Source organism: Pseudoxanthomonas sp. 134C1, assembly GCF_057773065.1.
In genome coordinates this window covers 358,463-377,915 of record NZ_JBYMTH010000002.1, presented here as the reverse complement: position 1 = coordinate 377,915, position 19,453 = coordinate 358,463, and the positions used below count along the sequence as shown (strand labels likewise).

The 19,453-nt window shown below is 66.8% G+C and carries 20 protein-coding genes and 1 tRNA gene; 8 read left to right on the top strand and 13 right to left on the bottom strand.

Features of this window, described 5'->3' with window-relative positions; translation table 11 throughout:
- Positions 1 to 37: 37 nt before the first annotated feature.
- From AC3DEZ_RS05600 to bfr, 4 genes are all read left to right on the top strand, one after another.
- On the top strand, positions 38 to 409 hold the full coding sequence (locus AC3DEZ_RS05600) for a Spx/MgsR family RNA polymerase-binding regulatory protein (protein ID WP_488387345.1): 372 nt from the start codon (positions 38 to 40) through the stop codon (positions 407 to 409).
- Complete coding sequence (dapE, locus tag AC3DEZ_RS05595) at positions 406 to 1,542, top strand: succinyl-diaminopimelate desuccinylase (protein ID WP_488387344.1); 1,137 nt, start codon at positions 406 to 408, stop codon at positions 1,540 to 1,542. The genes AC3DEZ_RS05600 and dapE overlap by 4 nt, the downstream gene beginning before the upstream one ends.
- Before the next feature lie 296 nt (positions 1,543 to 1,838).
- Positions 1,839 to 3,512: an asparagine synthase B gene (asnB, locus tag AC3DEZ_RS05590; protein WP_488387343.1), complete on the top strand. Its 1,674-nt coding sequence runs from the start codon at positions 1,839 to 1,841 to the stop codon at positions 3,510 to 3,512.
- Between the two features lie 95 nt (positions 3,513 to 3,607).
- The gene (gene bfr / locus AC3DEZ_RS05585; RefSeq protein WP_488387342.1) at positions 3,608 to 4,093 is read left to right on the top strand and encodes a bacterioferritin; all 486 of its coding nucleotides are present in this window, start codon (positions 3,608 to 3,610) and stop codon (positions 4,091 to 4,093) included.
- Between the two features lie 51 nt (positions 4,094 to 4,144).
- Here bfr and AC3DEZ_RS05580 read toward each other — a convergent pair whose 3' ends face one another.
- From AC3DEZ_RS05580 to AC3DEZ_RS05565, 4 genes are all read right to left on the bottom strand, one after another.
- Positions 4,145 to 4,804 (bottom strand): thiopurine S-methyltransferase, encoded by a 660-nt coding sequence (locus AC3DEZ_RS05580; RefSeq protein WP_488387341.1) that lies wholly within the window; start codon positions 4,802 to 4,804, stop codon positions 4,145 to 4,147.
- Positions 4,804 to 7,047, bottom strand: a complete 2,244-nt coding sequence (parC, locus tag AC3DEZ_RS05575; protein WP_447101590.1) for a DNA topoisomerase IV subunit A — start codon at positions 7,045 to 7,047, stop codon at positions 4,804 to 4,806. Before parC ends, AC3DEZ_RS05580 begins: the two co-directional genes overlap by 1 nt.
- Positions 7,048 to 7,161: 114 nt before the next feature.
- The gene (locus AC3DEZ_RS05570; RefSeq protein WP_488387340.1) at positions 7,162 to 7,539 is read right to left on the bottom strand and encodes a carboxypeptidase-like regulatory domain-containing protein; all 378 of its coding nucleotides are present in this window, start codon (positions 7,537 to 7,539) and stop codon (positions 7,162 to 7,164) included.
- A 133-nt stretch (positions 7,540 to 7,672) separates the two neighbouring features.
- Positions 7,673 to 7,757: transfer RNA gene (locus AC3DEZ_RS05565), tRNA-Leu, on the bottom strand.
- 209 nt (positions 7,758 to 7,966) lie between these two features.
- Here AC3DEZ_RS05565 and rnr point away from each other — a divergent pair.
- The 3 genes from rnr (at position 7,967) to AC3DEZ_RS05550 (ending at position 12,381) form a co-directional block, all read left to right on the top strand.
- Positions 7,967 to 10,285: a ribonuclease R gene (gene rnr / locus AC3DEZ_RS05560; RefSeq protein WP_488387339.1), complete on the top strand. Its 2,319-nt coding sequence runs from the start codon at positions 7,967 to 7,969 to the stop codon at positions 10,283 to 10,285.
- A 118-nt stretch (positions 10,286 to 10,403) separates the two neighbouring features.
- On the top strand, positions 10,404 to 11,147 hold the full coding sequence (rlmB, locus tag AC3DEZ_RS05555; protein ID WP_488387338.1) for a 23S rRNA (guanosine(2251)-2'-O)-methyltransferase RlmB: 744 nt from the start codon (positions 10,404 to 10,406) through the stop codon (positions 11,145 to 11,147).
- Between the two features lie 34 nt (positions 11,148 to 11,181).
- Positions 11,182 to 12,381 (top strand): DmpA family aminopeptidase, encoded by a 1,200-nt coding sequence (locus AC3DEZ_RS05550; RefSeq protein ID WP_488387337.1) that lies wholly within the window; start codon positions 11,182 to 11,184, stop codon positions 12,379 to 12,381.
- A 15-nt stretch (positions 12,382 to 12,396) separates the two neighbouring features.
- On the opposite strand, the gene AC3DEZ_RS05545 is transcribed toward AC3DEZ_RS05550, so the two are convergent.
- Positions 12,397 to 12,936, bottom strand: a complete 540-nt coding sequence (locus AC3DEZ_RS05545; protein ID WP_488387336.1) for a helix-turn-helix domain-containing protein — start codon at positions 12,934 to 12,936, stop codon at positions 12,397 to 12,399.
- A 117-nt stretch (positions 12,937 to 13,053) separates the two neighbouring features.
- On the opposite strand from AC3DEZ_RS05545, the gene rhtA reads away from it, so the two are divergent.
- Complete coding sequence (gene rhtA, locus AC3DEZ_RS05540; RefSeq protein WP_488387335.1) at positions 13,054 to 13,941, top strand: threonine/homoserine exporter RhtA; 888 nt, start codon at positions 13,054 to 13,056, stop codon at positions 13,939 to 13,941.
- Between the two features lie 28 nt (positions 13,942 to 13,969).
- On the opposite strand, the gene AC3DEZ_RS05535 is transcribed toward rhtA, so the two are convergent.
- From AC3DEZ_RS05535 to phoU, 8 genes are all read right to left on the bottom strand, one after another.
- Positions 13,970 to 14,482 carry an O-acetyl-ADP-ribose deacetylase gene (locus tag AC3DEZ_RS05535; RefSeq protein WP_488387334.1) on the bottom strand — a complete coding sequence of 171 codons (513 nt, stop codon included), beginning with the start codon at positions 14,480 to 14,482 and terminating at the stop codon, positions 13,970 to 13,972.
- A complete protein-coding gene (locus AC3DEZ_RS05530) occupies positions 14,482 to 15,063 on the bottom strand; it encodes a methyltransferase family protein (protein WP_488387333.1) in 582 nt (193 codons plus the stop codon). The genes AC3DEZ_RS05535 and AC3DEZ_RS05530 overlap by 1 nt, the downstream gene beginning before the upstream one ends.
- A 48-nt stretch (positions 15,064 to 15,111) precedes the next feature.
- Positions 15,112 to 15,735, bottom strand: a complete 624-nt coding sequence (gene rnt / locus AC3DEZ_RS05525) for a ribonuclease T (RefSeq protein WP_488387332.1) — start codon at positions 15,733 to 15,735, stop codon at positions 15,112 to 15,114.
- A 120-nt stretch (positions 15,736 to 15,855) separates the two neighbouring features.
- The gene (locus AC3DEZ_RS05520; RefSeq protein WP_488387331.1) at positions 15,856 to 16,605 is read right to left on the bottom strand and encodes an HvfC family RiPP maturation protein; all 750 of its coding nucleotides are present in this window, start codon (positions 16,603 to 16,605) and stop codon (positions 15,856 to 15,858) included.
- On the bottom strand, positions 16,598 to 17,443 hold the full coding sequence (locus tag AC3DEZ_RS05515) for an HvfB family MNIO-type RiPP peptide maturase (protein ID WP_488387330.1): 846 nt from the start codon (positions 17,441 to 17,443) through the stop codon (positions 16,598 to 16,600). Before AC3DEZ_RS05515 ends, AC3DEZ_RS05520 begins: the two co-directional genes overlap by 8 nt.
- 85 nt (positions 17,444 to 17,528) lie before the next feature.
- Complete coding sequence (locus AC3DEZ_RS05510; RefSeq protein ID WP_488387329.1) at positions 17,529 to 17,975, bottom strand: HvfA family oxazolone/thioamide-modified RiPP metallophore; 447 nt, start codon at positions 17,973 to 17,975, stop codon at positions 17,529 to 17,531.
- A 66-nt stretch (positions 17,976 to 18,041) separates the two neighbouring features.
- Positions 18,042 to 18,578 carry an RNA polymerase sigma factor gene (locus AC3DEZ_RS05505; RefSeq protein ID WP_488387328.1) on the bottom strand — a complete coding sequence of 179 codons (537 nt, stop codon included), beginning with the start codon at positions 18,576 to 18,578 and terminating at the stop codon, positions 18,042 to 18,044.
- A 128-nt stretch (positions 18,579 to 18,706) separates the two neighbouring features.
- Positions 18,707 to 19,417 carry a phosphate signaling complex protein PhoU gene (phoU, locus tag AC3DEZ_RS05500; RefSeq protein ID WP_447101604.1) on the bottom strand — a complete coding sequence of 237 codons (711 nt, stop codon included), beginning with the start codon at positions 19,415 to 19,417 and terminating at the stop codon, positions 18,707 to 18,709.
- Positions 19,418 to 19,453 lie beyond the last annotated feature (36 nt).

Below are 19,453 nucleotides of genomic sequence, written 5' to 3'. Positions count from 1 at the left end.
CAATCCGGTGCCGGCGCGGCGATGACAAGGACCGAGCATGACCACGACCCTGTACGGACTGAAGAACTGCGATACCTGCAAGAAGGCGACCAAATGGCTGGATCGCTTCGGCGTCGCCCACAGCTTTGTCGACTACCGTGACAACCGGCAGGCGCCCGAGGTGCTGAAGGGATGGGCGGAGCAGGCCGGCGGCTGGGACGGTCTGATCAACAAGTCCTCCACGACCTGGCGGCAGTTGCCGGAAAACCGGAAATCGCCGGGCTCCGAGGCAGAGTGGAAGCTGCTGCTGAAGGAATACCCGCAGTTGATCCGCCGGCCGGTGGTCGTGCGCGAGGAAGGTGGTGAGACCCTGTTTTCACAGGGCTTCAGTGACAATGGTTTCAAGAAGCTGTTTGGAGTCGGCAAGTGAGCGACGTCGTCGAGCTTTCCAGCGAACTGATCCGTCGCCATTCGGTCACGCCGGACGATGCAGGCTGCCAGCAGGTGCTGGCCACACGCCTGACTTCCGCGGGATTCCATTGCGAATCGCTGCGCTTCGGCGACGTCGACAATCTGTGGGCCACGCATGGGCGGGGCGCGCCCGTACTGGTACTGCTGGGCCATACCGACGTGGTGCCGCCCGGTCCACTGGATGCCTGGAGCAGCGACCCGTTCATTCCGACGGTGCGTGACGGTGTGCTGTACGGACGCGGCGCCGCCGACATGAAATGCAGCGTGGCCGCGTGCACGATCGCGCTGGAGCGTTTCGTCGACGCACACCCCGATCACCCCGGCACGGTCGCGCTGCTGGTGACTTCGGACGAGGAGGGCGATGCGTTGGACGGCGTGAAACTGGTGGCCGGAACCTTCCGTGAGCGCGGTCAGCGCATCGACTGGTGCATCACCGGCGAACCTTCCTCCAAGGAAGCATTGGGGGATCTGCTGCGCGTCGGCCGCCGCGGCACGCTCACCGGTACCTTGAGCGTGCGTGGCGTGCAGGGCCACGTGGCCTATCCGCACAAGGCGCTCAATCCGATTCACAAGGCGCTGCCGGCGCTGGTCGAACTCGCCGCGCGGGCCTGGGACGACGGCTACGAAACCTTTCCGCCGACCAGCCTGCAGATCTCCAACATCAACGCCGGCACCGGCGCCAGCAACGTCATTCCGGGCGAATTGAAGCTGGTGTTCAACCTGCGCTTCAATCCCAGTTGGACGGCTGCCCGCCTGGAACAGGAAATCGAAGCCGTGCTGCGCCGGCACGAACTCGACTACGGCATCCACTGGCATCGGGGCGGCGAGCCGTTCTACACCCCGGAAGGCCATCTGCGCGCCACCGCGCGACAGGTGCTGGCCGAGCTTTCCGGCGCGCCGCCGGAAGAGAGTACGGCCGGCGGCACCTCCGACGCGCGCTTCATGGCCCCGCTGGGTGCCGAATGCATCGAGGTCGGGCCGGTCAACGCCAGCATCCACAAGGTCGACGAGAACATCGCATTGGCCGACCTGGAAGCGCTTCCGGGCCTCTACCAGCGGTTGCTGGAGCGGCTCTTGCTGCCGGCCGCCTGAAAGGTCCGGAAATGGTTGCGGCTGAAACGATGGGAACGGGCGGAGACGGGACTTGCCAAACCCCGCCGGGACCGGTTAGGGTCGCTTCCATGCTTCGTCTCGCCACCGCCACCGCGAACAATTCGAACCGCCGCAACAATGCGCGCGCGAATAATCGCGCGTGGACACTGCGGGTCTGCGACTAGGCATAGAAGTACCAGCCGGACACAGAAAACCCGCATCGCGAGATGCGGGTTTTTTTTTCGCCCTTCGCAAACCACCCCTCCCAACACCCCACGTCTCCCAGGAGTTTTCCCATGTGTTCCATCTTCGGCATTTTCGGCCTGCAGGCCGGTGACGACGCCACCGCCCTGCGCCGGCAGGCGCTGGAGCTTTCCCAGCGACAACGCCATCGTGGCCCGGACTGGAGCGGCGTCCATCTGGACGACGGCGCCATCCTGGTCCACGAACGCCTGGCGATTGTCGATCCGGCCGGCGGTTCGCAGCCGCTGCGCTCGGCCGACGGCGGCCTGGCGCTGGCGGTGAACGGGGAGATCTACAACCATCGCGAACTGAAGAAGGAACTGCGGCAGCCCTATGCCTTCCAGACCGGGTCGGATTGCGAAGTCATCAACGCGCTGTACCGCGAAGACGCGCCGGAGTCGTTCCTCAATCGCCTCAATGGCATTTTCGCGTTCGCCCTGTGGGACGTGGCCGCGCGCCGTTTCCTGATCGCGCGTGATCCGATTGGCGTCTGCCCGCTGTACTGGGGACACGATCGCGAAGGTCGCCTGTGCGTGGCCTCGGAAATGAAGGCGCTGGCGGATCTGTGCGCGGACGTGGCGCAGTTCCCGCCGGGGCATTATTACGACAGCGCCATCGGTGAGCTGAAGCCGTACTACGGCAAGACCTGGCGCAGCTACGACGCGGTGCAGGGCGTGGAAGTCACCCGCGAGGAGCTGCGCGAGGCGTTCGAGCGCGCGGTGCATCGCCAGCTGATGACCGACGTGCCGTACGGCGTGCTGCTGTCCGGCGGCCTGGATTCCTCGCTGGTTGCGGCGGTGGCGGCGCGGTTCGCCCGTCGCCGGGTGGAGGACGACGACAGTTCCGAGGCCTGGTGGCCGCGCCTGCATTCCTTTGCCATCGGTCTGAAGGGTTCGCCGGATCTGGCCGCCGCCGAAGTGGCCGCGCAGGCCCTGGGCACGGTGCATCACGGATTCGAATACACCTTCGAGGAAGGGCTGGACGCGCTGCCGGAGGTCATACGCCACATCGAGACCTACGACGTTACCACCATCCGCGCTTCCACTCCGATGTTCCTGCTGGCGCGCCGGATCAAGGCGATGGGCGTGAAGATGGTGCTGTCGGGCGAAGGGTCGGATGAAATCTTCGGCGGCTACCTTTATTTCCACAAGGCGCCGAACGCGCGCGAGTTCCATGAGGAACTGGTACGCAAGCTGGATGCGCTCTACAACTACGACTGCCTGCGCGCCAACAAATCGATGATGGCCTGGGGCGTGGAGCCGCGCGTGCCGTTCCTGGACGTCGAGTTCCTGGATGTGGCGATGCGGATGGACGCGCAGTACAAGATGGCCGGCAAGGGCCGGATCGAGAAGGCGGTGCTGCGGGAGGCATTCGAGGGTTATCTGCCGGACGCGATCCTGTGGCGGCAGAAGGAGCAGTTCAGCGACGGCGTTGGCTATGGCTGGATCGATGGCCTGAAGGCGCATGCCGAGGCCCAGGTCAGCGATCGCGAACTGGCGGCGGCGGACAAGCGCTTCCCGATCAATCCGCCCCTGACCAAGGAGGCATACCACTATCGCAGCCTGTTCGAGCGTTTCTATCCCGGCCAGGCCTGTGCGGAGACCGTGCCTGGCGGCAAATCGATCGCCTGCTCCTCGCCGGCGGCCATCGCCTGGGACGCCAGCTTCGCGGCGGCGGCCGATCCGTCCGGGCGGGCGGTGGCGGGCGTGCACAACGCGGCCCTGTAAGGGCCGCGAAAGCGGCTGCGAGTGCGACTGATTCCGATTAGAACACCGGCGCGCGGGTTCGGGCATCATGCGCGCAGTTGCAAGGAGCTGAACCCATGAAAGGCCATCCCGAAGTCGTCGACTACCTCAAGCAGTTGCTGCGTGGCGAACTGTCCGCGCGTGACCAGTATTTCATCCATTCCCGTCGTTACGAGGACATGGGGCTGATCGCGCTCTACGAACGCATCGACCATGAAATGCAGGAGGAGACCGAACACGCCGACGCGCTGCTGCGGCGGATCCTTTTCCTGGAGGGTGAACCGGACATGAGCCCGACGCCGTTCACCGCGGGACGCACGGTCGAGGAGATGCTGCAGCGGGATCTGGAAGTGGAATACGAGGTCCGCGCCAATCTCGCCAAGGGTGTGGCGCTGTGCGAACAGCACGGTGACTTCGTCAGCCGCGAGATTCTGCAGACCCAGTTGAAGGACACCGAGGAAGATCACGCGCACTGGCTGGAACAGCAGTTGGGCCTGATCAAGCGCATCGGTCTTGAGAACTACCTGACCGCGCGGCTCGCGCAGAAGCCCTCGGCTGAGTGACTTCACCGCAAGATGCGATGCACCCCGGCGGCGACGCCGGGGTGTTTTTTTTCAGGCGCGCCTGCGCAGCCGGTAGACCGCGGTGTGCAGGGCGGTGACGCCCTCGGCGCGGAAGCCGGCCTCGTTGGCCAGGATGTCGCGGCGCTCCAGCCGCTCGATGTCCCAGCGCCCGGTGAACAGACGGTGGACTTCGGCTTCATCGACCGAGAATGGCGGACCGTTCTTTTCCGGCTGGGGATACTCCAGCGTGATCAGCAGGCCGAGACAGCCGATGGGCAGGCGACCGTAAACCTCGTCCGCGTAGCGCGCGCGCAGCTCCGGCGGCAGCGCGATCAGCGCGGCGCGATCGTAGACCGCGTCGCATGTCGCCAGGGTGGCGGCATCCAGGGCAAATACATCGCCCAGCATCAGCGCGATGCCATCGACCGCGTGCAGTTGGCCGGCCGGTGTATCCGCAACCTGCGGATGCAGGCCGTTTTCCTCGAAGAACTGCTGGACGGCGAGCGGCGACAGCTCGGCACCGAGCACGGGATGTCCCTGCGCCGCCAGCCAGATCATGTCCAGCGACTTGCCGGCCAGCGGCACGAACACCCGCCCGCCAGCGGGCAACGCCAGTGCCGGCCAGTGCTGGACCAGCAGCGGCATCACGTCTTCCCGATGGAAACCGATGCGGCCCTCGCGCCAGCGTTCCAGCCAGAACTCCGGCTGCATCACTCCACCCCGAGCCCGTCGACCTTCTGCCAGCCGCGCGGCAGCAGCCCGCCACGCGTGGCGCGCGCACCCAGGTAGGCGTCGAGATCCTTGAAGGACAGCGACATCGTGCGTTGGCCGCTGCGCACCTGCAGGGTATTGCCCGGCGATACCGCGGCGATGGCGACGACCCGCTCGGTACCCAGCTTGGCCTTGGGGATGTCGATGATCTTGTTCCCTTTGCCCTTGTCGAGCTCCGGCAGTTCGCTGATCGGGAAAGCGAGCAGATGGCCGGCGCTGGTGACCGCGACGATGCGATCGGTCTCGGGATTCGCCACGGTGGCCGGTTGCAGCACGCGGGCGCCGGTGGTCAGGTTGAACATCGCCTTGCCGGCCTTCTGCCGGCCGGTGAGGTTCTCGAAGCGGGTGACGAAGCCATAGCCATGCGAGGAGGCAAGGACCAGCCGGTTGTCGTTGTCACCGCTGGCCAGGGCCTGGAACGAGGCGCCCGGCGCCGGCGAGAAGCGGCCGGTCAGCGGTTCGCCATTGCCACGCGCGGAGGGCAGGGTGTGCACGCCGGTGGAATAGCTGCGACCTTCCGAATCCAGGAATGCCACCTGCTGGGTGCTGCGTGAGCGCACCGCCGCCAGCAGGCCATCGCCTTCACGGTAGGAGAGCGAGGCGGCATCCATGTCGTGGCCCTTGGCCGCGCGGATCCAGCCCTTTTCCGACAGCACGACGGTCATCGGCTCGGAGGCGACCAGGTCGGTTTCCGCCAGCGCCTGCGCCGCTTCGCGCCGCACCAGCGGCGAACGCCGGGCATCGCCGAACTTCTTGGCGTCGGCGGTCAGTTCGTCCTTGATCAGCTTCTTCAGCTTGGCCTTGGACTCGAGGATCGACTGCAGCTTTTCGCGCTCGGCGGCCAGCTCGTCCTGCTCGCCGCGGATTTTCATTTCCTCCAGCCGCGCCAGCTGGCGCAGCTTGGTGTCGAGGATGTAGTCGGCCTGGTCCTCGGTCAGCTTGAACCGTGCAATCAGCGCGGGCTTGGGCTCGTCCTCGGTGCGGATGATGCGGATGACCTCATCCAGGTTGAGGAACGCGATCAGCAGGCCTTCCAACAGGTGCAGGCGGCGATCGACCTTCTCCAGCCGGTGCTTGAGCCGGCGGGTGACGGTTTCGTAGCGGAAGCTGAGCCATTCGGTCAGCAGCGTCCGCAGGTTCTTGACCTGCGGACGCCCGTCCAGGCCGATGATGTTGAGGTTGACCCGGTAGCTCTTCTCCAGGTCGGTGGTGGCGAACAGGTGGCCCATCAACTGTTCGATGTCGACCCGGTTGGAACGCGGAATCAGCACCACCCGCACCGGGTTGGCGTGATCGGACTCGTCGCGGATGTCCTCTAGCCAGGGCAGTTTCTTGGCGCGCATCTGGGTGGCGATCTGTTCGATCACCTTGGAGGGCGAGACCTGGTAAGGCAGCGCGTTGATGACGAGGTTGCTGTTTTCCTTCGCATAGGTCGCGCGTGCGCGCACGCTGCCGTTGCCGGTTTCATACATCGCCCGGAGATCCGACGGCGGCGTGATGATTTCCGCGGTGGTGGGATAGTCCGGTCCGTGCACGTGCTCGCACAGATCCGCGACCGTGGCGTCTGGATCATCGATCAGGCGGATGCAGGCGCTGACGATCTCGTTGAGGTTGTGCGGCGGGACGTCGGTGGCCATGCCCACGGCGATGCCGGTGGTGCCGTTGAGCAGCAGGTGCGGCAGGCGCGCCGGCATCCAGGTCGGCTCTTCCAGGGTGCCGTCGAAATTGGGAGTCCAGTCGACGGTGCCTTGACCCAGCTCGCCCAGCAGGACTTCGGCGATCGGCGTCAGCTTGGCTTCGGTGTAGCGCATGGCCGCGAACGATTTAGGGTCGTCCGGAGAACCGAAGTTGCCCTGGCCTTCGATCAGCGGGTAACGATAGGAGAACGGCTGCGCCATCAACACCATCGCCTCGTAGCAGGCGCTGTCGCCATGCGGATGGTATTTGCCGATAACGTCGCCGACGGTGCGCGCGGACTTCTTCGGCTTGGAGGCGGCGCTGAGCCCCTGTTCGCTCATCGAGTAGATGATCCGGCGCTGCACCGGCTTGAGGCCGTCGCCGATGAAGGGCAGGGCGCGGTCCAGCACCACGTACATCGAGTAGTCCAGATAGGCCCGCTCGGCGTACTCGCGCAGGGGGATCTGTTCGAAGCCGTGGAAAGAGGTGCGGATGGTGTCGCTCATCGGTTGCGTCGGTCTGCGGTTTGTTCCAATCCGGCAATTCTACCGGTCAACGGCCTGATCCATGCCGCAAAAGAAAAGGCCCCGCGATGCGGGGCCTTGCGGAAGTCCGGGGCGTCAGCCGCCCGCGGGAGGTGCCGGTGCCGGCGCGGAATCACCGCCCGCTTCAGGCGCGCTTGCCTCGGGGGTCGGCGGTCGTGCGGTGCCGCCGGGACGCAGGGTCACGGTGGCGTTGAGGACATCCTCCTCGCCGCGGACGATCTTCACCTGGTAGGTACCCAGCGGAAGTGCGCGAAACCGGTACTTGCCGTCTTCGCCGGCCACGGCTTCGCGCTTGAGGCCGGTGCCGGTGTTGCTGACATAAACCTTGTCGCCGGGCGATGCGTCGCCGTTGATGTTGCCGTCGGCGCGCTGTGCGAACGCCGTGAATGCCACGAGCAGGAGCGCCATCGCCGAAGCGAACAGTCCCGCTTTCTTGCCGAATGCCTTGATCATGTCCTTCTCTCCCTGAGGAAAGCGCACATTCACGCGCGGCCCGCGGCCGTGACAGTGGCGGAAGTCATGGTTACAGATACAAAAAAACCCGCCGGAGCGGGGTTTCGTGTCGGCGGATTCCGCCGGTTTGCAGTGGTGCCCAGGAGAGGACTCGAACCTCCACGGTTTTACCCGCTAGTACCTGAAACTAGTGCGTCTACCAATTCCGCCACCTGGGCGAGGTGTGCAGGCCGCGAATTTTGGAGGTCATGCCCGGCTTTGTCAACGGTTGTTTTCTGGCGGCGGGCATTCAGGCGGGGTGTAACATGGCCGCATGAGCAAAAACACAACCAGGAAAGGCGGCAAGGCCGCATCCGGAAAGGGTGGCAGGGGCGGCGCGGGCGCCGCGCCGGGTGGTCCGCGAAAGAAAGCCCCGCTCCCGCCCTGGATGCCGGATCTGCCACCGTCGCGCGGCAAGGCCGCGGTGCCGAAACCGTCGTCCGGACGGGGCCCGCGGCCGGGCGGACGCGGTTCGTCCTCCTTCACCGATCCCCATGCCGCGCGCGAGGCCGCGCGCTACGACAACCCGATTCCCAGCCGCGAGGCCATCCTCGGCTTGCTGGAAGCGTCGGAAGGTCCGCAGACCGCCGAAGAAATCGCTCCCCGGCTGGGCCTGACCGCGCCGGATCGTTTCGATGCGCTGGGCAAACGCCTGGCGGCCATGCTGCGCGACGGCCAGGTCGTGCAGAACCGCCGTGGCGGCTACGCGCCGGTGCAGCAGACCGATCTGGTGGCCGGCGTGGTCATCGCCAATCCGGATGGATTCGGCTTCCTGCGTCCGGATGCCGGCGGCGACGATCTGTTCCTGCCGCCTTATGAGATGCGCAAGGTGATGCACGGGGATCGCGTGCTCGCCAACGTCACCGGCATCGACCGCCGCGGCCGTCGCGAGGGCAGCATCGCGCGGGTGCTCGAACATCGACTGACCCGCCTGATCGGACGGTTCGGTTTCGAAGCCGGCATCGCCTACGTGGCGCCGGACGACAAGCGCGTGCAGCGCAACGTGCAGATTCCGCCGGATGCCACCCAGGGCGCGCGCGACGGCCAACTGGTGGTCTGCGAGCTGACCCAGGCGCCGGACGCGCGTCGTCCGCCGATCGGCCGGATCCTGGCGGTGCTGGGCGACAAGCTGACGCCCTCGCTGGTGGTGGAAGCCGCCATCCACGGTCACGACATTCCCCACGAGTTTCCGCCGCAGGTGCTGGCCGAGGCCACCGCCGTACCGCTGGTGGTGGAAGAAGGCATGCTGGATGGGCGGGTGGATCTGCGCGCGGTGCCGTTGGTCACCATCGATGGCGAAGACGCCAAGGATTTCGACGATGCGGTCTATTGCGAGGCGAACCGCACCGGCTTCCGGCTGATCGTCGCCATCGCCGACGTGTCTCACTACGTCCGTCCCGGCACACCGCTGGACGATGAGGCGCAGAAGCGCGCGACTTCGGTGTACTTCCCCGGTTTCGTGGTGCCGATGTTGCCGGAGACGCTGTCCAATGGCATCTGTTCGCTGAACCCGAAGGTCGATCGCATGTGCTTCGTCTGCGATATGCAGATCGATCACGACGGTCACGTCACCCGCTCCAAGTTCTACGAAGCGGTGATGAATTCGCATGCACGCCTGACCTATACCCAGGTCTGGAACTCGGTCGGCCTGGACGACGAGGAAGCGAAGCGGCAGGTCGGGGCACAGCTGCCGCAGGTGGAGCGTCTGCACCAGCTGTACCAGGTCCTGGCCAAGGCGCGCCAGCAGCGCGGCGCGATCGAGTTCGAATCCTCCGAGGTCCGCTTCGTCCTCGACAACCGCGGCGAGGTCACCCAGGCCGGCATGCTCCAGCGCAACGACGCGCACAAGCTGATCGAGGAATGCATGATCGCGGCGAACGTGGAAGCGGCGAAGTACCTGCTGCAGAAGCACATTCCAGCGCCCTACCGCATCCACGACAAGCCGCCGGAATCCAAGTTCGAGGATCTGCTGGAGTTCCTCAAGGAGTTCAAGCTGAGCCTGCCGCCCTGGGGCAAGGTGCAGCCGCGTGATTTCACCCGCCTGCTGAAGAAAATCCGCGAGCGTCCGGATGCGGCGCTGCTGGAATCGGTGTTGCTGCGCAGCCAGAGCCTGGCGGTCTATTCGCCGGACAACGTCGGTCATTTCGGCCTGGCGCTGGAGGCGTATGCGCATTTCACCTCGCCGATCCGGCGCTACCCGGACCTGTTGGTGCATCGTGCGATCAAGTACGCGTTGAAGGGCGGCAAGCCGGACAAGTACCAGTACCCGCCACACGAGATGGCCGCGCTGGCGCTGCAGTGCTCCGAACGCGAGCGCCGCGCCGACGAGGCCGAGCGCGAGGTCGACGAGCGCTACCGCGCGGCATGGATGGAAAAGCACATCGGCGGCCAGTTCGACGGCGTCATCAGCGGGGTGACCAGCTTCGGCCTGTTCGTCGAGCTGGACGAGTCCAAGGTCAATGGCCTGGTCCATGTCACCCAGTTGCCGCACGACTATTACCACTTCGATCCGGTCCGCAAGACCCTGTCCGGCGAACGCCGCGGCAAGCAGTACCGGCTGGGCGATCGGGTGCGCATCATCGTGCTCAAGGCCAGCCTGGAGGAACGCAAGATCGACTTCCGCCTGGTCGAGGACAAGGCGGATCAGGGCGCGCCGCCGCCGCCGTCACGCGGCCAGCCGGCGAAACGCAAGAAACAGCCATATTGAACAGCCGGGATTCGGGAGTGGGGGTGGGGAATTCGCGGGAGCGTCGCAAGGCGAACGCCGCGTGCCCGGATCTTCCCGTCCGAATCCCGAATCCCCACTCCCGAATCCCCAATCAACAATGAGCAAACAGAACCAATGGATCGTCGGCGTCAACGCGGTGGCCTCGGCCATCGAGAATGATGCCGATCACGTGCGCGAAGTCCTGGTCGAGGGCGGCAGCAAGAACGCGCGCCTGACCGAAATCGAGGAGAACGCGCGCCGCAAGGGCATCGAGGTGCGCCGGGTGACCGCGCAGGCGCTGGATGGCGTGGGCGGCAGCGTGCGTCACCAGGGCGTCGTCGCGCGCTACGCGGCGGCGAGGACCTGGGACGAGAACGAGCTGGAAGGGTTGGTCGAGGCCGCCGAAGGCAAGGCGCTGCTGCTGGTGCTGGACGGCGTGCAGGATCCACACAACCTGGGCGCCTGCCTGCGCAGCGCGGCGGCGGCCGGAGTGACCGCGGTGGTGATTCCGAAGGACAAGTCGGCCACCGTCAACGCGACCGTGCGCAAGACGTCGGCGGGCGCCGCGGATCGCATTCCGGTGGTCGCGGTGACCAACCTGTCGCGTTGCCTGCGTGATCTGCAGAAGCAGGGCGTGTGGATCTACGGGCTGGCCGGCGAGGCCGATGCCTCCCTGTACGCCACCGATCTGCGCGGCAATGTCGCGCTGGTGCTCGGCGGCGAGGCCGATGGCCTGCGCCGGCTGACCCGCGAGCACTGCGATGGGCTGGTGAAGATTCCGATGCCGGGCGACATCGAAAGCCTCAACGTCTCGGTGGCCGCCGGCGTCACCCTGTTCGAGGCCGTCCGCCAGCGGCTGTAGCCCCGGCCGAGGGGAACGACATAGGATGGCGCGCATGACTGCCATGCGCGCCTCCTCCCGCTCCCTGTTCCCGTGGCTGCCGATCGCGGCCCTCCTGTTTCTCGCCGCCGCCGTTCCCGCGACGGCGCAATCGAACGAACGCGTCCGCGCCCGTGAACTGGGCGTCGCGCCCGGGATATTCCCGACCGGATCCCGCAACGCGATCACCGACGTGGCCGGCGTGCGGGTGGGGCAGGTCACCCTGAGCGAAGGCGAACGCGTGCGCACCGGCGTCACCGCGATCCTGCCGCACGCCGGCAACGCCTACCGTTCGCGGGTCCCGGCGGCGCTGCATGTCGGCAACGGCTTCGGCAAGTTCGTCGGCGCCACGCAGGTGAACGAACTGGGCGAACTGGAGACCCCGATCCTGCTGACCTGCACGCTGTGCGTCTGGAAGGCCGCCGACGCGATGGCGGCGTGGCTGCTGGAACAGCCGGACATGCATCAGGTGCAATCGATCAATCCGATCGTCGGCGAAACCAACGATGGTGGCCTGAACGATATCCGCGGCCGCCCGGTCACGGCCGAAGCGGTGCGCGCGGCATTGGACGGTGCCACCGACGGGTCGGTGCAGGAGGGCAGCGTCGGCGCCGGTACCGGCACGGTCGCCTTCGGCTGGAAGGGCGGCATCGGCACCTCGTCGCGGAAACTGCCGGCCTCGCTCGGTGGCTGGACGGTGGGCGTGCTGGTGCAGAGCAACTTCGGCGGCGTGCTGCAGGTGCAGGGCACGCCGGTCGGCCGCGAACTGGATCGGTTCGCCTTCCAGGAAGCGGTCGCGTCCCATCGAGCCGGTTCCGGTCCGGCCGATGATCGCGGCGATGGTTCGATCATCATCGTCATCGCCACCGACGCGCCGCTCGGCGATCGCAATCTCGGGCGGGTGGCGTCACGCGCGATGATGGGACTGGGCAGGACCGGCAGTTCGGCCTCCAACGGCAGCGGCGACTACGCGCTGGCGTTCTCCACCGCCGAGTCGGTGCGTCGCCGGTTCGGCGAACCCCGGCGGACCACCACCGAACTGGCCAACGATGAAATGAGCGCGGTGTTCCAGGCCACCACCGAGGCGGTCGAGGAAGCGATCTACAACTCGTTGTTCATGGCCACCACCACGCACGGCAACGGCCAGACGGTCGAGGCGATTCCGCTGGATCGCGTCCGCGCGATACTCGCGAAGTACGGCATCCGTCCGCGCTGAGCTGACCGCGCGGACTCAGTGCACGACGTTGCGGATGAAACGCAGCGGGGCGGCACCGTCGTTGCGGTAGGCGTAATCGCGATCGCTGGGGAAGACGAAGAAATCGCCGGCACCGATCCGCTGTTCGCCGTCCGGCAACTCCAGGGTCAGGCAGCCTTCGATGACATAGAACATCTCGTGCCAGCCCGCGGGATCGGCGAACGAGGTATAGCGCTCGCCCGGTGTCAGGGTCCAGGACCAGAACTCGACCTCGCCGCGGGCCGGGACGCTGGCCAGCAGGACCGCCTGCGAGGCCGGGTCACGGCCGCTCCAGGCCAGCGCCTCGATGCGCTCGCGGCTGGCGCCGACGGGCGCCTGGACCAGATCCGCGAACTTGACCCCCAGCGCCTCGGCGATCCGGTCCAGGGTGTTGAGGCTGACGTTGGCGTCGCCCGATTCGATGCCCACCAGCATGCGTCGGCTGACGTCCGCGGCCTCGGCCAGTGCCTGCTGGCTCAGGCCGGCGGCCTGGCGGAGGCGACGGATGTTTTCGGCGACGTGCTCCAGAACGCTCATGCGGATCCCATTGCGCAATATGTTGCACAGCGGTTAAGCTGCCAGTGTGCAATATAGTGCACCAACTTATTCCGCTCAAGCGCTGGTCCGGTCGGTCCGGCGATCGCAGGTCATGCCGTGAACACCGTCCGTACCTCTTCCCATCATTCGCTGTGGCTGCCGATTGGTCTGCTGCTGATTGCGATGGCCTCCATCCAGCTCGGCGCCTCGCTGGCCAAGAGCCTGTTCCCGGCCGTGGGCGCCGCGGGTGCGACCGCGTTGCGCCTGGGCGTGGCGACCGTGCTGCTGGCGGTGGCGTTCCGGCCGTGGCGGGTCCGGGTCGAGCGCGATCACTGGCCCGCGCTGCTGGTCTACGGCGCGTCGCTGGGTCTGATGAACCTGCTGTTCTACAAGGCGCTGGAAACCATTCCGCTGGGCATCGCGATCTCGCTGGAATTCACCGGCCCGCTGGCGGTCGCGCTGTTCGGATCGCGACGCCTGCGCGATGTCGCGTGGGTGGGACTCGCGGTCGCCGGCCTGCTGCTGCTGCCGAAAGGTCAGGGCCAGACGCTGGATCCGCTGGGCGTGGTGTACGCCTTGAGCGCGGGCCTGTGCTGGGCCCTGTACATCCTGTTCGGGCAGAAGGCGGGTGCCGAGCACGGACCACAGACGGTGGCGCTGGGCTCGATCATCGCTGCCGCGGTCGCGGTGCCGTTCGGCATCGCGCATGCCGGCACCGATCTGCTGTCGCCGGCGTTGCTGCCGGTCGCACTGGCGGTTGCCCTGCTGTCGACGGCGATTCCGTACAGCCTGGAAATGGTCGCGCTGACGCGGCTGCCGACCCGTACCTTCGGCATGCTGATGAGTCTGGAACCCGCCTTCGGCGCGATGTCCGGCCTGCTGTTCCTGCACGAGCAGCTCAGCGGAATGCAATGGTTGGCGATCGGCGCGATCATCCTGGCCTCCGCGGGCACCGCGATGACCACGCGGGCGTCGGTGCATGAGCCAGGCGCAGGCGAGGGCTGACGGGCCCGCGACGGCGACTTCGCGCGGGTCAGCCGGCTGCCAGCAGGCGCTGGTAGATCGCCAGGTCACCGGTGGAAAAGCAGCAGAAAAGGACGAGGTCGGGCATTCCGTCCTCTTCCGATTCCGTGCACACGGCATCGATCGCTATCCGCGCCGCCGGTTCCGCGGGAAAGCCGAAGATGCCGGTGCTGATGCAGGGAAACGCGATGCTGCGCAGGCGATGGGTGCATGCCAGTTGCAGGCTGCGGCGATAGCAGGAAGCCAGCAGGGCCGATTCATCATGATCGCCGCCGCGCCAGACCGGACCGACCGTGTGGATGACGTGGCGCGCGGGCAGCCGATGGCCGCCGGTGATCTTCGCGTCGCCGGTCTCGCAGCCACCCAGCAGGCGGCATTCGGCGAGCAGCGCCGGTCCCGCGACGCGATGGATTGCGCCGTCCACGCCACCGCCGCCCAGCAGCGAACTGTTTGCCGCATTGACGATCGCATCCACCGCCAGGGTAGTGATGTCGGCGTGGCAGATGTCGATGCGCACGTGCATCAGAACAGTCCCGGAATCAACGCGCGGGTGCGGCGCTGGTAGGCGAGATAGGGTTCGCCAAAGCGTTCCCGCAGCCAGCGCTCCTCGTGGCGCAGCTTGTACCAGAACGAGGCGGCGACGATGGCGAGCGCCAGCAGGCCGCGCCAGTCCCCCACCTTGATGGCGGTGCCGAGAACGGCGAGCAGGAGCCCGCTGTAGATCGGATGGCGCACATGGCGGTAGGGGCCGGCCTGGATCAATTCGTGGTCGCGCTTGATCTGCACTTCGCTGCTCCAGTTGCGGCCGAGCAGGAACCGTGCCCAACAGGCCAGGCCAAGCCCCGCCAGCGTCAGCAGCAGGCCGACGATCTTGACCGATGCGCTTTTCGGGACGAAGCGCTCCTGCAACAGGCTGTCTCCAAACCACTCGCCGGGTCCGAGCAGCACGACGGCGAGCGCCAGCGGCAACCAGTAGGCGCACAGGCGCAGCCACAGGGGTTCGGCGCGGACGACCGGTTTGGTGCCGCGCGCGCTGATGATCCAGTACAGCAGGAAGCCCAGCCAGGTCAGGTGATGCAGCCACCCCAGGATTGCTTCGTACATCGCATGCTCCGGCTTGAAAGAAGCACCGGGCGCATCGCGGGCGAGGAATCAGACCGGCGAAGGCCAGGCGTTGGCGATCTTGCAGAAAAGCCGCGCGGTCTGTTCGGCGTCGTATACCGCCGAATGCGCGTCCTCCGCGCTCCAGTCGAAACCGGCGGCCTGCACCGCGCGCGCCAACACGGTCTGCCCATAGGCCACGCCGGCCAGGGTCACCGTGTCGAATACGCTGAAGGGATGGAACGGATTGCGCTTGTGGCCCACCCGGGCGACCGCGGCATTGAGGAAATTGAGATCGAAGTGCGCGTTGTGGCCCACCAGGATCGCGCGCTGGCAACCATGCCGCTTGACTGCCGCGCGCACCGGGGCGAACACGTGATCCAGCGCTTCGCGCTCGGGTTTGGCGAAACGGAACGGATGATCCAGCACGATGCCGGTGATTTCCAGCGACTTCGGATCGATGTCCAGTCCGGGAGCGGGATGCAGATGCGCGCTCGTGGTCTGGCCGGGAACGAACAGCCCGTTCTCGTCGAGTTCGATGGGTACCGCCGCCAGTTCCAGCAGGGCGTGCCGGTTCCAGTCGAAACCGCCGGTCTCCACGTCGACCACCACCGGCAGATAGCCGCGGAAGCGGCGGGCCATGGGGGTGGTGGCGGGCAACTCGGCGGCATTCATGGGCGACAGGGTAGCAGAGCGCGGCGACGCTTTTGCTGCGCGCGGATGAACGCGGAGGGGCGTGATGCGCCGGAACGGAGATCGAAAAACGAGCGGCGCCGATGGCCGCCCGGCGAGGCCTCAGCCGGGCAGGGCGGTGCCCAGCAGGCTGCCCTCGTGGCGCATCCGCGACAGCATCGCCCCGCCCTGGGCGATGAACCCGTCGTCGGCCGCCACGCCGGCTTCCGCCGCCAGTTGCCGCAGGGCCTGGCGCCCGCTCAGGCGGCGCTCGCCCAGCAGTTCGAACAGGCGATATACCAGCGGTGACAGATCCGCGAAACGGATCGCATGGTCCGCGTCGCGACGGACCAGCAGCAGGGTCGGCGCGGTCGGCGGCGCGGCCGGCCGGTAATCCGGTCCGATGCGTGGCACCGGCCACCGATAGGCGAGCGCCCAGGCCTGCGGCGAGGTAAGCGGTATCCCATCGAGCAGATCACCGTCCGGATCATGGCCGGGGGCGGGCTCGTCGCTGATCTGCAAGGCCAGCTCCACCCATTCGTAGTGCGCCAGCTCGGCCAGCCAAGGCGCATCTTCGCGGACCGGACAATCCTGCAGGAAGCGGATGAACTCGCGCGCCACTTCCGGGAACAGCGGCGTGTGGCTGCGATGCCGCGCATAGAACCCGCGCACCAGGTCGCGCCAGTCCGCATCTCCCAGGGTCTGCCGGATCACCGGGAAATTCCCGGCCAGCAGCGCGTCGATGTTGTTGAAGAACAGATCCCGGTAGATCGCCATGCGGCGATCCTCGATGCCGGGCGGCGCCGGATGCCGTTGCGGATCGCGCAGGTGCCGCGCGAACGCGAACTGCTGCTCGCGCAGGTGTTCAGCCATGCGCGCTCTCGCGCGGCGAAGCCTGCGCCTGCAGCGTGTGGACGCGCCCCAGTTCGGCCAGCAGGGTCGCCAGCGGCGGGAAATTGAAATCGCGCTCCAGCAGCGTCGGGCGCACGCCATGCAGGCGGTAGGCGTCGGCCAGCAGCGTCCAGACATCTTCCTTCACGTCGGCGCCGTGGGTATCGATCTTCAGATCGTCGGCCTCGTCGTAATGGCCGGCGACGTGGTACGAGGCGATGCGTAGCGATGGCATCCGCGCAAGGAACGCGCGCGCGTCGTAGCGGTGGTTGATCGCGTTGACGTGGATGTTGTTGACGTCCAGCAGTAGATCGCAATCGGCTTCATCGAGTACCGCGTTGACGAAATCGACTTCATCCATCGCCTGGTAGGGCGCCGCGTAGTAGGACACGTTCTCCACCGCGATGCGCCGGCCCAGCGCATCCTGCACCTGGCGGATGCGGGCGGCGACGTGATGCACCGCTTCCTCCGTGAATGGAATCGGCATCAGGTCATAGAGATGACCGTCGTCGGCGCAATAGCTCAGGTGTTCGCTGTACAGCGCGACCTGATGGCGATCCAGGAATCGGCGGGTGCGCGCGAGGAAGGTGTCGTCCAGTGGTTCGACGCCGCCCAGCGACAACGACAGGCCGTGACAGGTCAGCGGCACGCGCGCCGACAGCCGATCGAGGGCTTCACCGAGACGGCCACCCACGCCGATCCAGTTGTCGGGCGCGCATTCGAGGAAATCGAAATCGCCGGGCGCTGCGGCCAGCAGTTGATCCAGCAGCGCGCGCCGCAGGCCAAGGCCGGCGGAAACGGGCGCGGGGGAACGATTCAAGGACACCACGTGGGCAGCGGGAAAACGATGGGCCGGCCATCACCCTCCCCCGGGCGGGGGAGGGCAGGAACGCAGGCCGGTTGTGTCAGGCCGCGCCGCCGCACTTGCCTTCGCCGCACTTGCCTTCGTGCGCGGCCTTGCCGTCGGCCTTGGCGCCGTCCTTCTTGTCACCGCCGCACTTGCCTTCGCCACACTTGCCCTCGTGGTGCGCCTTGGCCTCGGCGGCGTCGATGAAGCCGTCCTTGTTGGTGTCGATGGCGGTGAACTTGTCGCTCTTGCCGGGATGGGCGGTGTCGAACTCGGCCTTGGAGATCTTGCCGTCCTTGTCGGTGTCGGCTTTCTCGATGCCGCACTTGCCTTCACCGCACTTGCCTTCGGCCGTCTTGGCGTCGGTGGCCTTGGCATCCTGGGCGGCGAGCAGGTAGCCCTGCGAGAGCGGTTCCATCGCGAAAGCCGAACCTGCGAGGACGATGCCACCGGCCAGCGCGGTGCACATGGCGAGGGCGACGGGCTTCTGGTTGGACTTGGACATTGCAGTTTCTCCAGTTGAGGTGCGGGGGTTCCGCACGGCAGGGGGCGCCAGTGTAATCCGGCGTTGTTAGGGAAGTGTGGGGTCGTCGCGCAGGTATTCGCGGGCCAGCGCGCGGGCCCGGTGCAGCCGCGATTTGACGGCCTGCGGACTCAGCGCCAGGTGTGCGGCGAGCTCTTCGATGGTCATGCCTTCGAGATCCCGCAGCAGCAGGATCTGGCGATAGTGGGCTGGAAGCGTTTCCAGGACGCGCGCGACGTCGTGGCCCAGTTCCACGGGTTCGAAACGGATCGGCGGCAGCAGATCTTCCGAGATGGCCTCGCCGGCCAATCGTCGCAGGCCGCGCTTGAGCCGGTTGCATTCGCGCTTGACGATGCGGAACAGCCAGGAGGCGAACGCCTCGACCGCGCGCAGATCGCCGATCCGTCGGGATACCAGCAGCAGGCTTTCCTGCACCGCGTCCTCGGCGTCGTTGATCACGCAGTGGTACTCGGCGTAACGGCGAAGATCCTGCCGCGAGATGGCGAGCACGCGCTGCAACGCGGCCGCGTCGCCGTCGCGCGCGGCGGTCAGGTCCTCGATGCTAGCGGTGGCTGCTCCACTCATCCGTCGTTCTCCGTCGGCCAGCATCGCGCGTCCGCGCCATGTCCGCCAGCCATCAAGAGAAAGGGGGCGGGCGAAAGGATTCGCCCGCCCCCGGATCGGGTCAGCCTTCGTTCATCCCTGGAGCGGGATCAGACCGCGCCGGTGGTACTGGTGTCGTCGCGCTTGTCGCGGGCCGGCAGTGGCTGGTCGCCGTGGATCAGGAACCACACGTTCTCGGCGATGTTGGTGGCATGGTCGCCGATGCGCTCCAGGTTCTTGGCCATGAACAGCAGATGCGTGCACGGGGTGATGTTGCGCGGGTCTTCCATCATGTAGGTCAGCAGCTCGCGGAACAGCGCGGTGTACAGCGCATCCAGCTCGGCGTCGCGTTCGCGGACCTGCAGGGCGCGGGCATCGTCGTTGTTCTGGTAAGCCACCAGCACTTCGCGGACCTGCTGCGCGGCCAGCTTGCCGAGCGTTCGCAGACCGGTGATCTGCGGCATCGGCGGGGACACGTTGAGGGCGATCGAGCGCTTGGCCACGTTGGCGGCGTAGTCGCCGATGCGCTCGATGTCGGCGGGGATGCGCAGGCCGGCGAGGATCTCGCGCAGGTCGCGGGCCATCGGTCCCCGCAGGGCCAGATGCATCACGTCATGGCTGATCTGCTGCTCCAGCGTGTCGATGGCCTCGTCGTTGGCGATGATGCGCTGGGCGGCGCGGTCGTCGCGGCGTTCGATGACGTCCAGGGCGGCTTCCAGCTGCGCTACGGCGATCTCGCCCATGCGCACGATTTCTGTCACCAGCCGGCGCTGTTCTTCGTCGTAACTTTTCACAATGTGCTCGTGCGGTTGGGTGTTCATGGTTGGGAGCCGGGATTGGGGATTGGGGAGTCGGGA

Coding starts and splice junctions, on each gene's coding strand:
- asnB (WP_488387343.1), top strand. CDS start 1,839: ATGTGTTCCATCTTCGGCATTTTCGGCCTGCAGGCCGGTGACGACGCC.
- AC3DEZ_RS05505 (WP_488387328.1), bottom strand. CDS start 18,578: ATGAGTGGAGCAGCCACCGCTAGCATCGAGGACCTGACCGCCGCGCGC.
- bfr (WP_488387342.1), top strand. CDS start 3,608: ATGAAAGGCCATCCCGAAGTCGTCGACTACCTCAAGCAGTTGCTGCGT.
- rlmB (WP_488387338.1), top strand. CDS start 10,404: ATGAGCAAACAGAACCAATGGATCGTCGGCGTCAACGCGGTGGCCTCG.
- rnt (WP_488387332.1), bottom strand. CDS start 15,735: ATGAATGCCGCCGAGTTGCCCGCCACCACCCCCATGGCCCGCCGCTTC.
- parC (WP_447101590.1), bottom strand. CDS start 7,047: ATGAGCGACACCATCCGCACCTCTTTCCACGGCTTCGAACAGATCCCC.
- AC3DEZ_RS05550 (WP_488387337.1), top strand. CDS start 11,182: ATGACTGCCATGCGCGCCTCCTCCCGCTCCCTGTTCCCGTGGCTGCCG.
- phoU (WP_447101604.1), bottom strand. CDS start 19,417: ATGAACACCCAACCGCACGAGCACATTGTGAAAAGTTACGACGAAGAA.
- AC3DEZ_RS05520 (WP_488387331.1), bottom strand. CDS start 16,605: ATGGCTGAACACCTGCGCGAGCAGCAGTTCGCGTTCGCGCGGCACCTG.
- AC3DEZ_RS05580 (WP_488387341.1), bottom strand. CDS start 4,804: ATGCAGCCGGAGTTCTGGCTGGAACGCTGGCGCGAGGGCCGCATCGGT.
- AC3DEZ_RS05570 (WP_488387340.1), bottom strand. CDS start 7,539: ATGATCAAGGCATTCGGCAAGAAAGCGGGACTGTTCGCTTCGGCGATG.
- AC3DEZ_RS05600 (WP_488387345.1), top strand. CDS start 38: ATGACCACGACCCTGTACGGACTGAAGAACTGCGATACCTGCAAGAAG.
- rnr (WP_488387339.1), top strand. CDS start 7,967: ATGCCGGATCTGCCACCGTCGCGCGGCAAGGCCGCGGTGCCGAAACCG.
- AC3DEZ_RS05545 (WP_488387336.1), bottom strand. CDS start 12,936: ATGAGCGTTCTGGAGCACGTCGCCGAAAACATCCGTCGCCTCCGCCAG.
- AC3DEZ_RS05510 (WP_488387329.1), bottom strand. CDS start 17,975: ATGTCCAAGTCCAACCAGAAGCCCGTCGCCCTCGCCATGTGCACCGCG.
- AC3DEZ_RS05530 (WP_488387333.1), bottom strand. CDS start 15,063: ATGTACGAAGCAATCCTGGGGTGGCTGCATCACCTGACCTGGCTGGGC.
- AC3DEZ_RS05535 (WP_488387334.1), bottom strand. CDS start 14,482: ATGCACGTGCGCATCGACATCTGCCACGCCGACATCACTACCCTGGCG.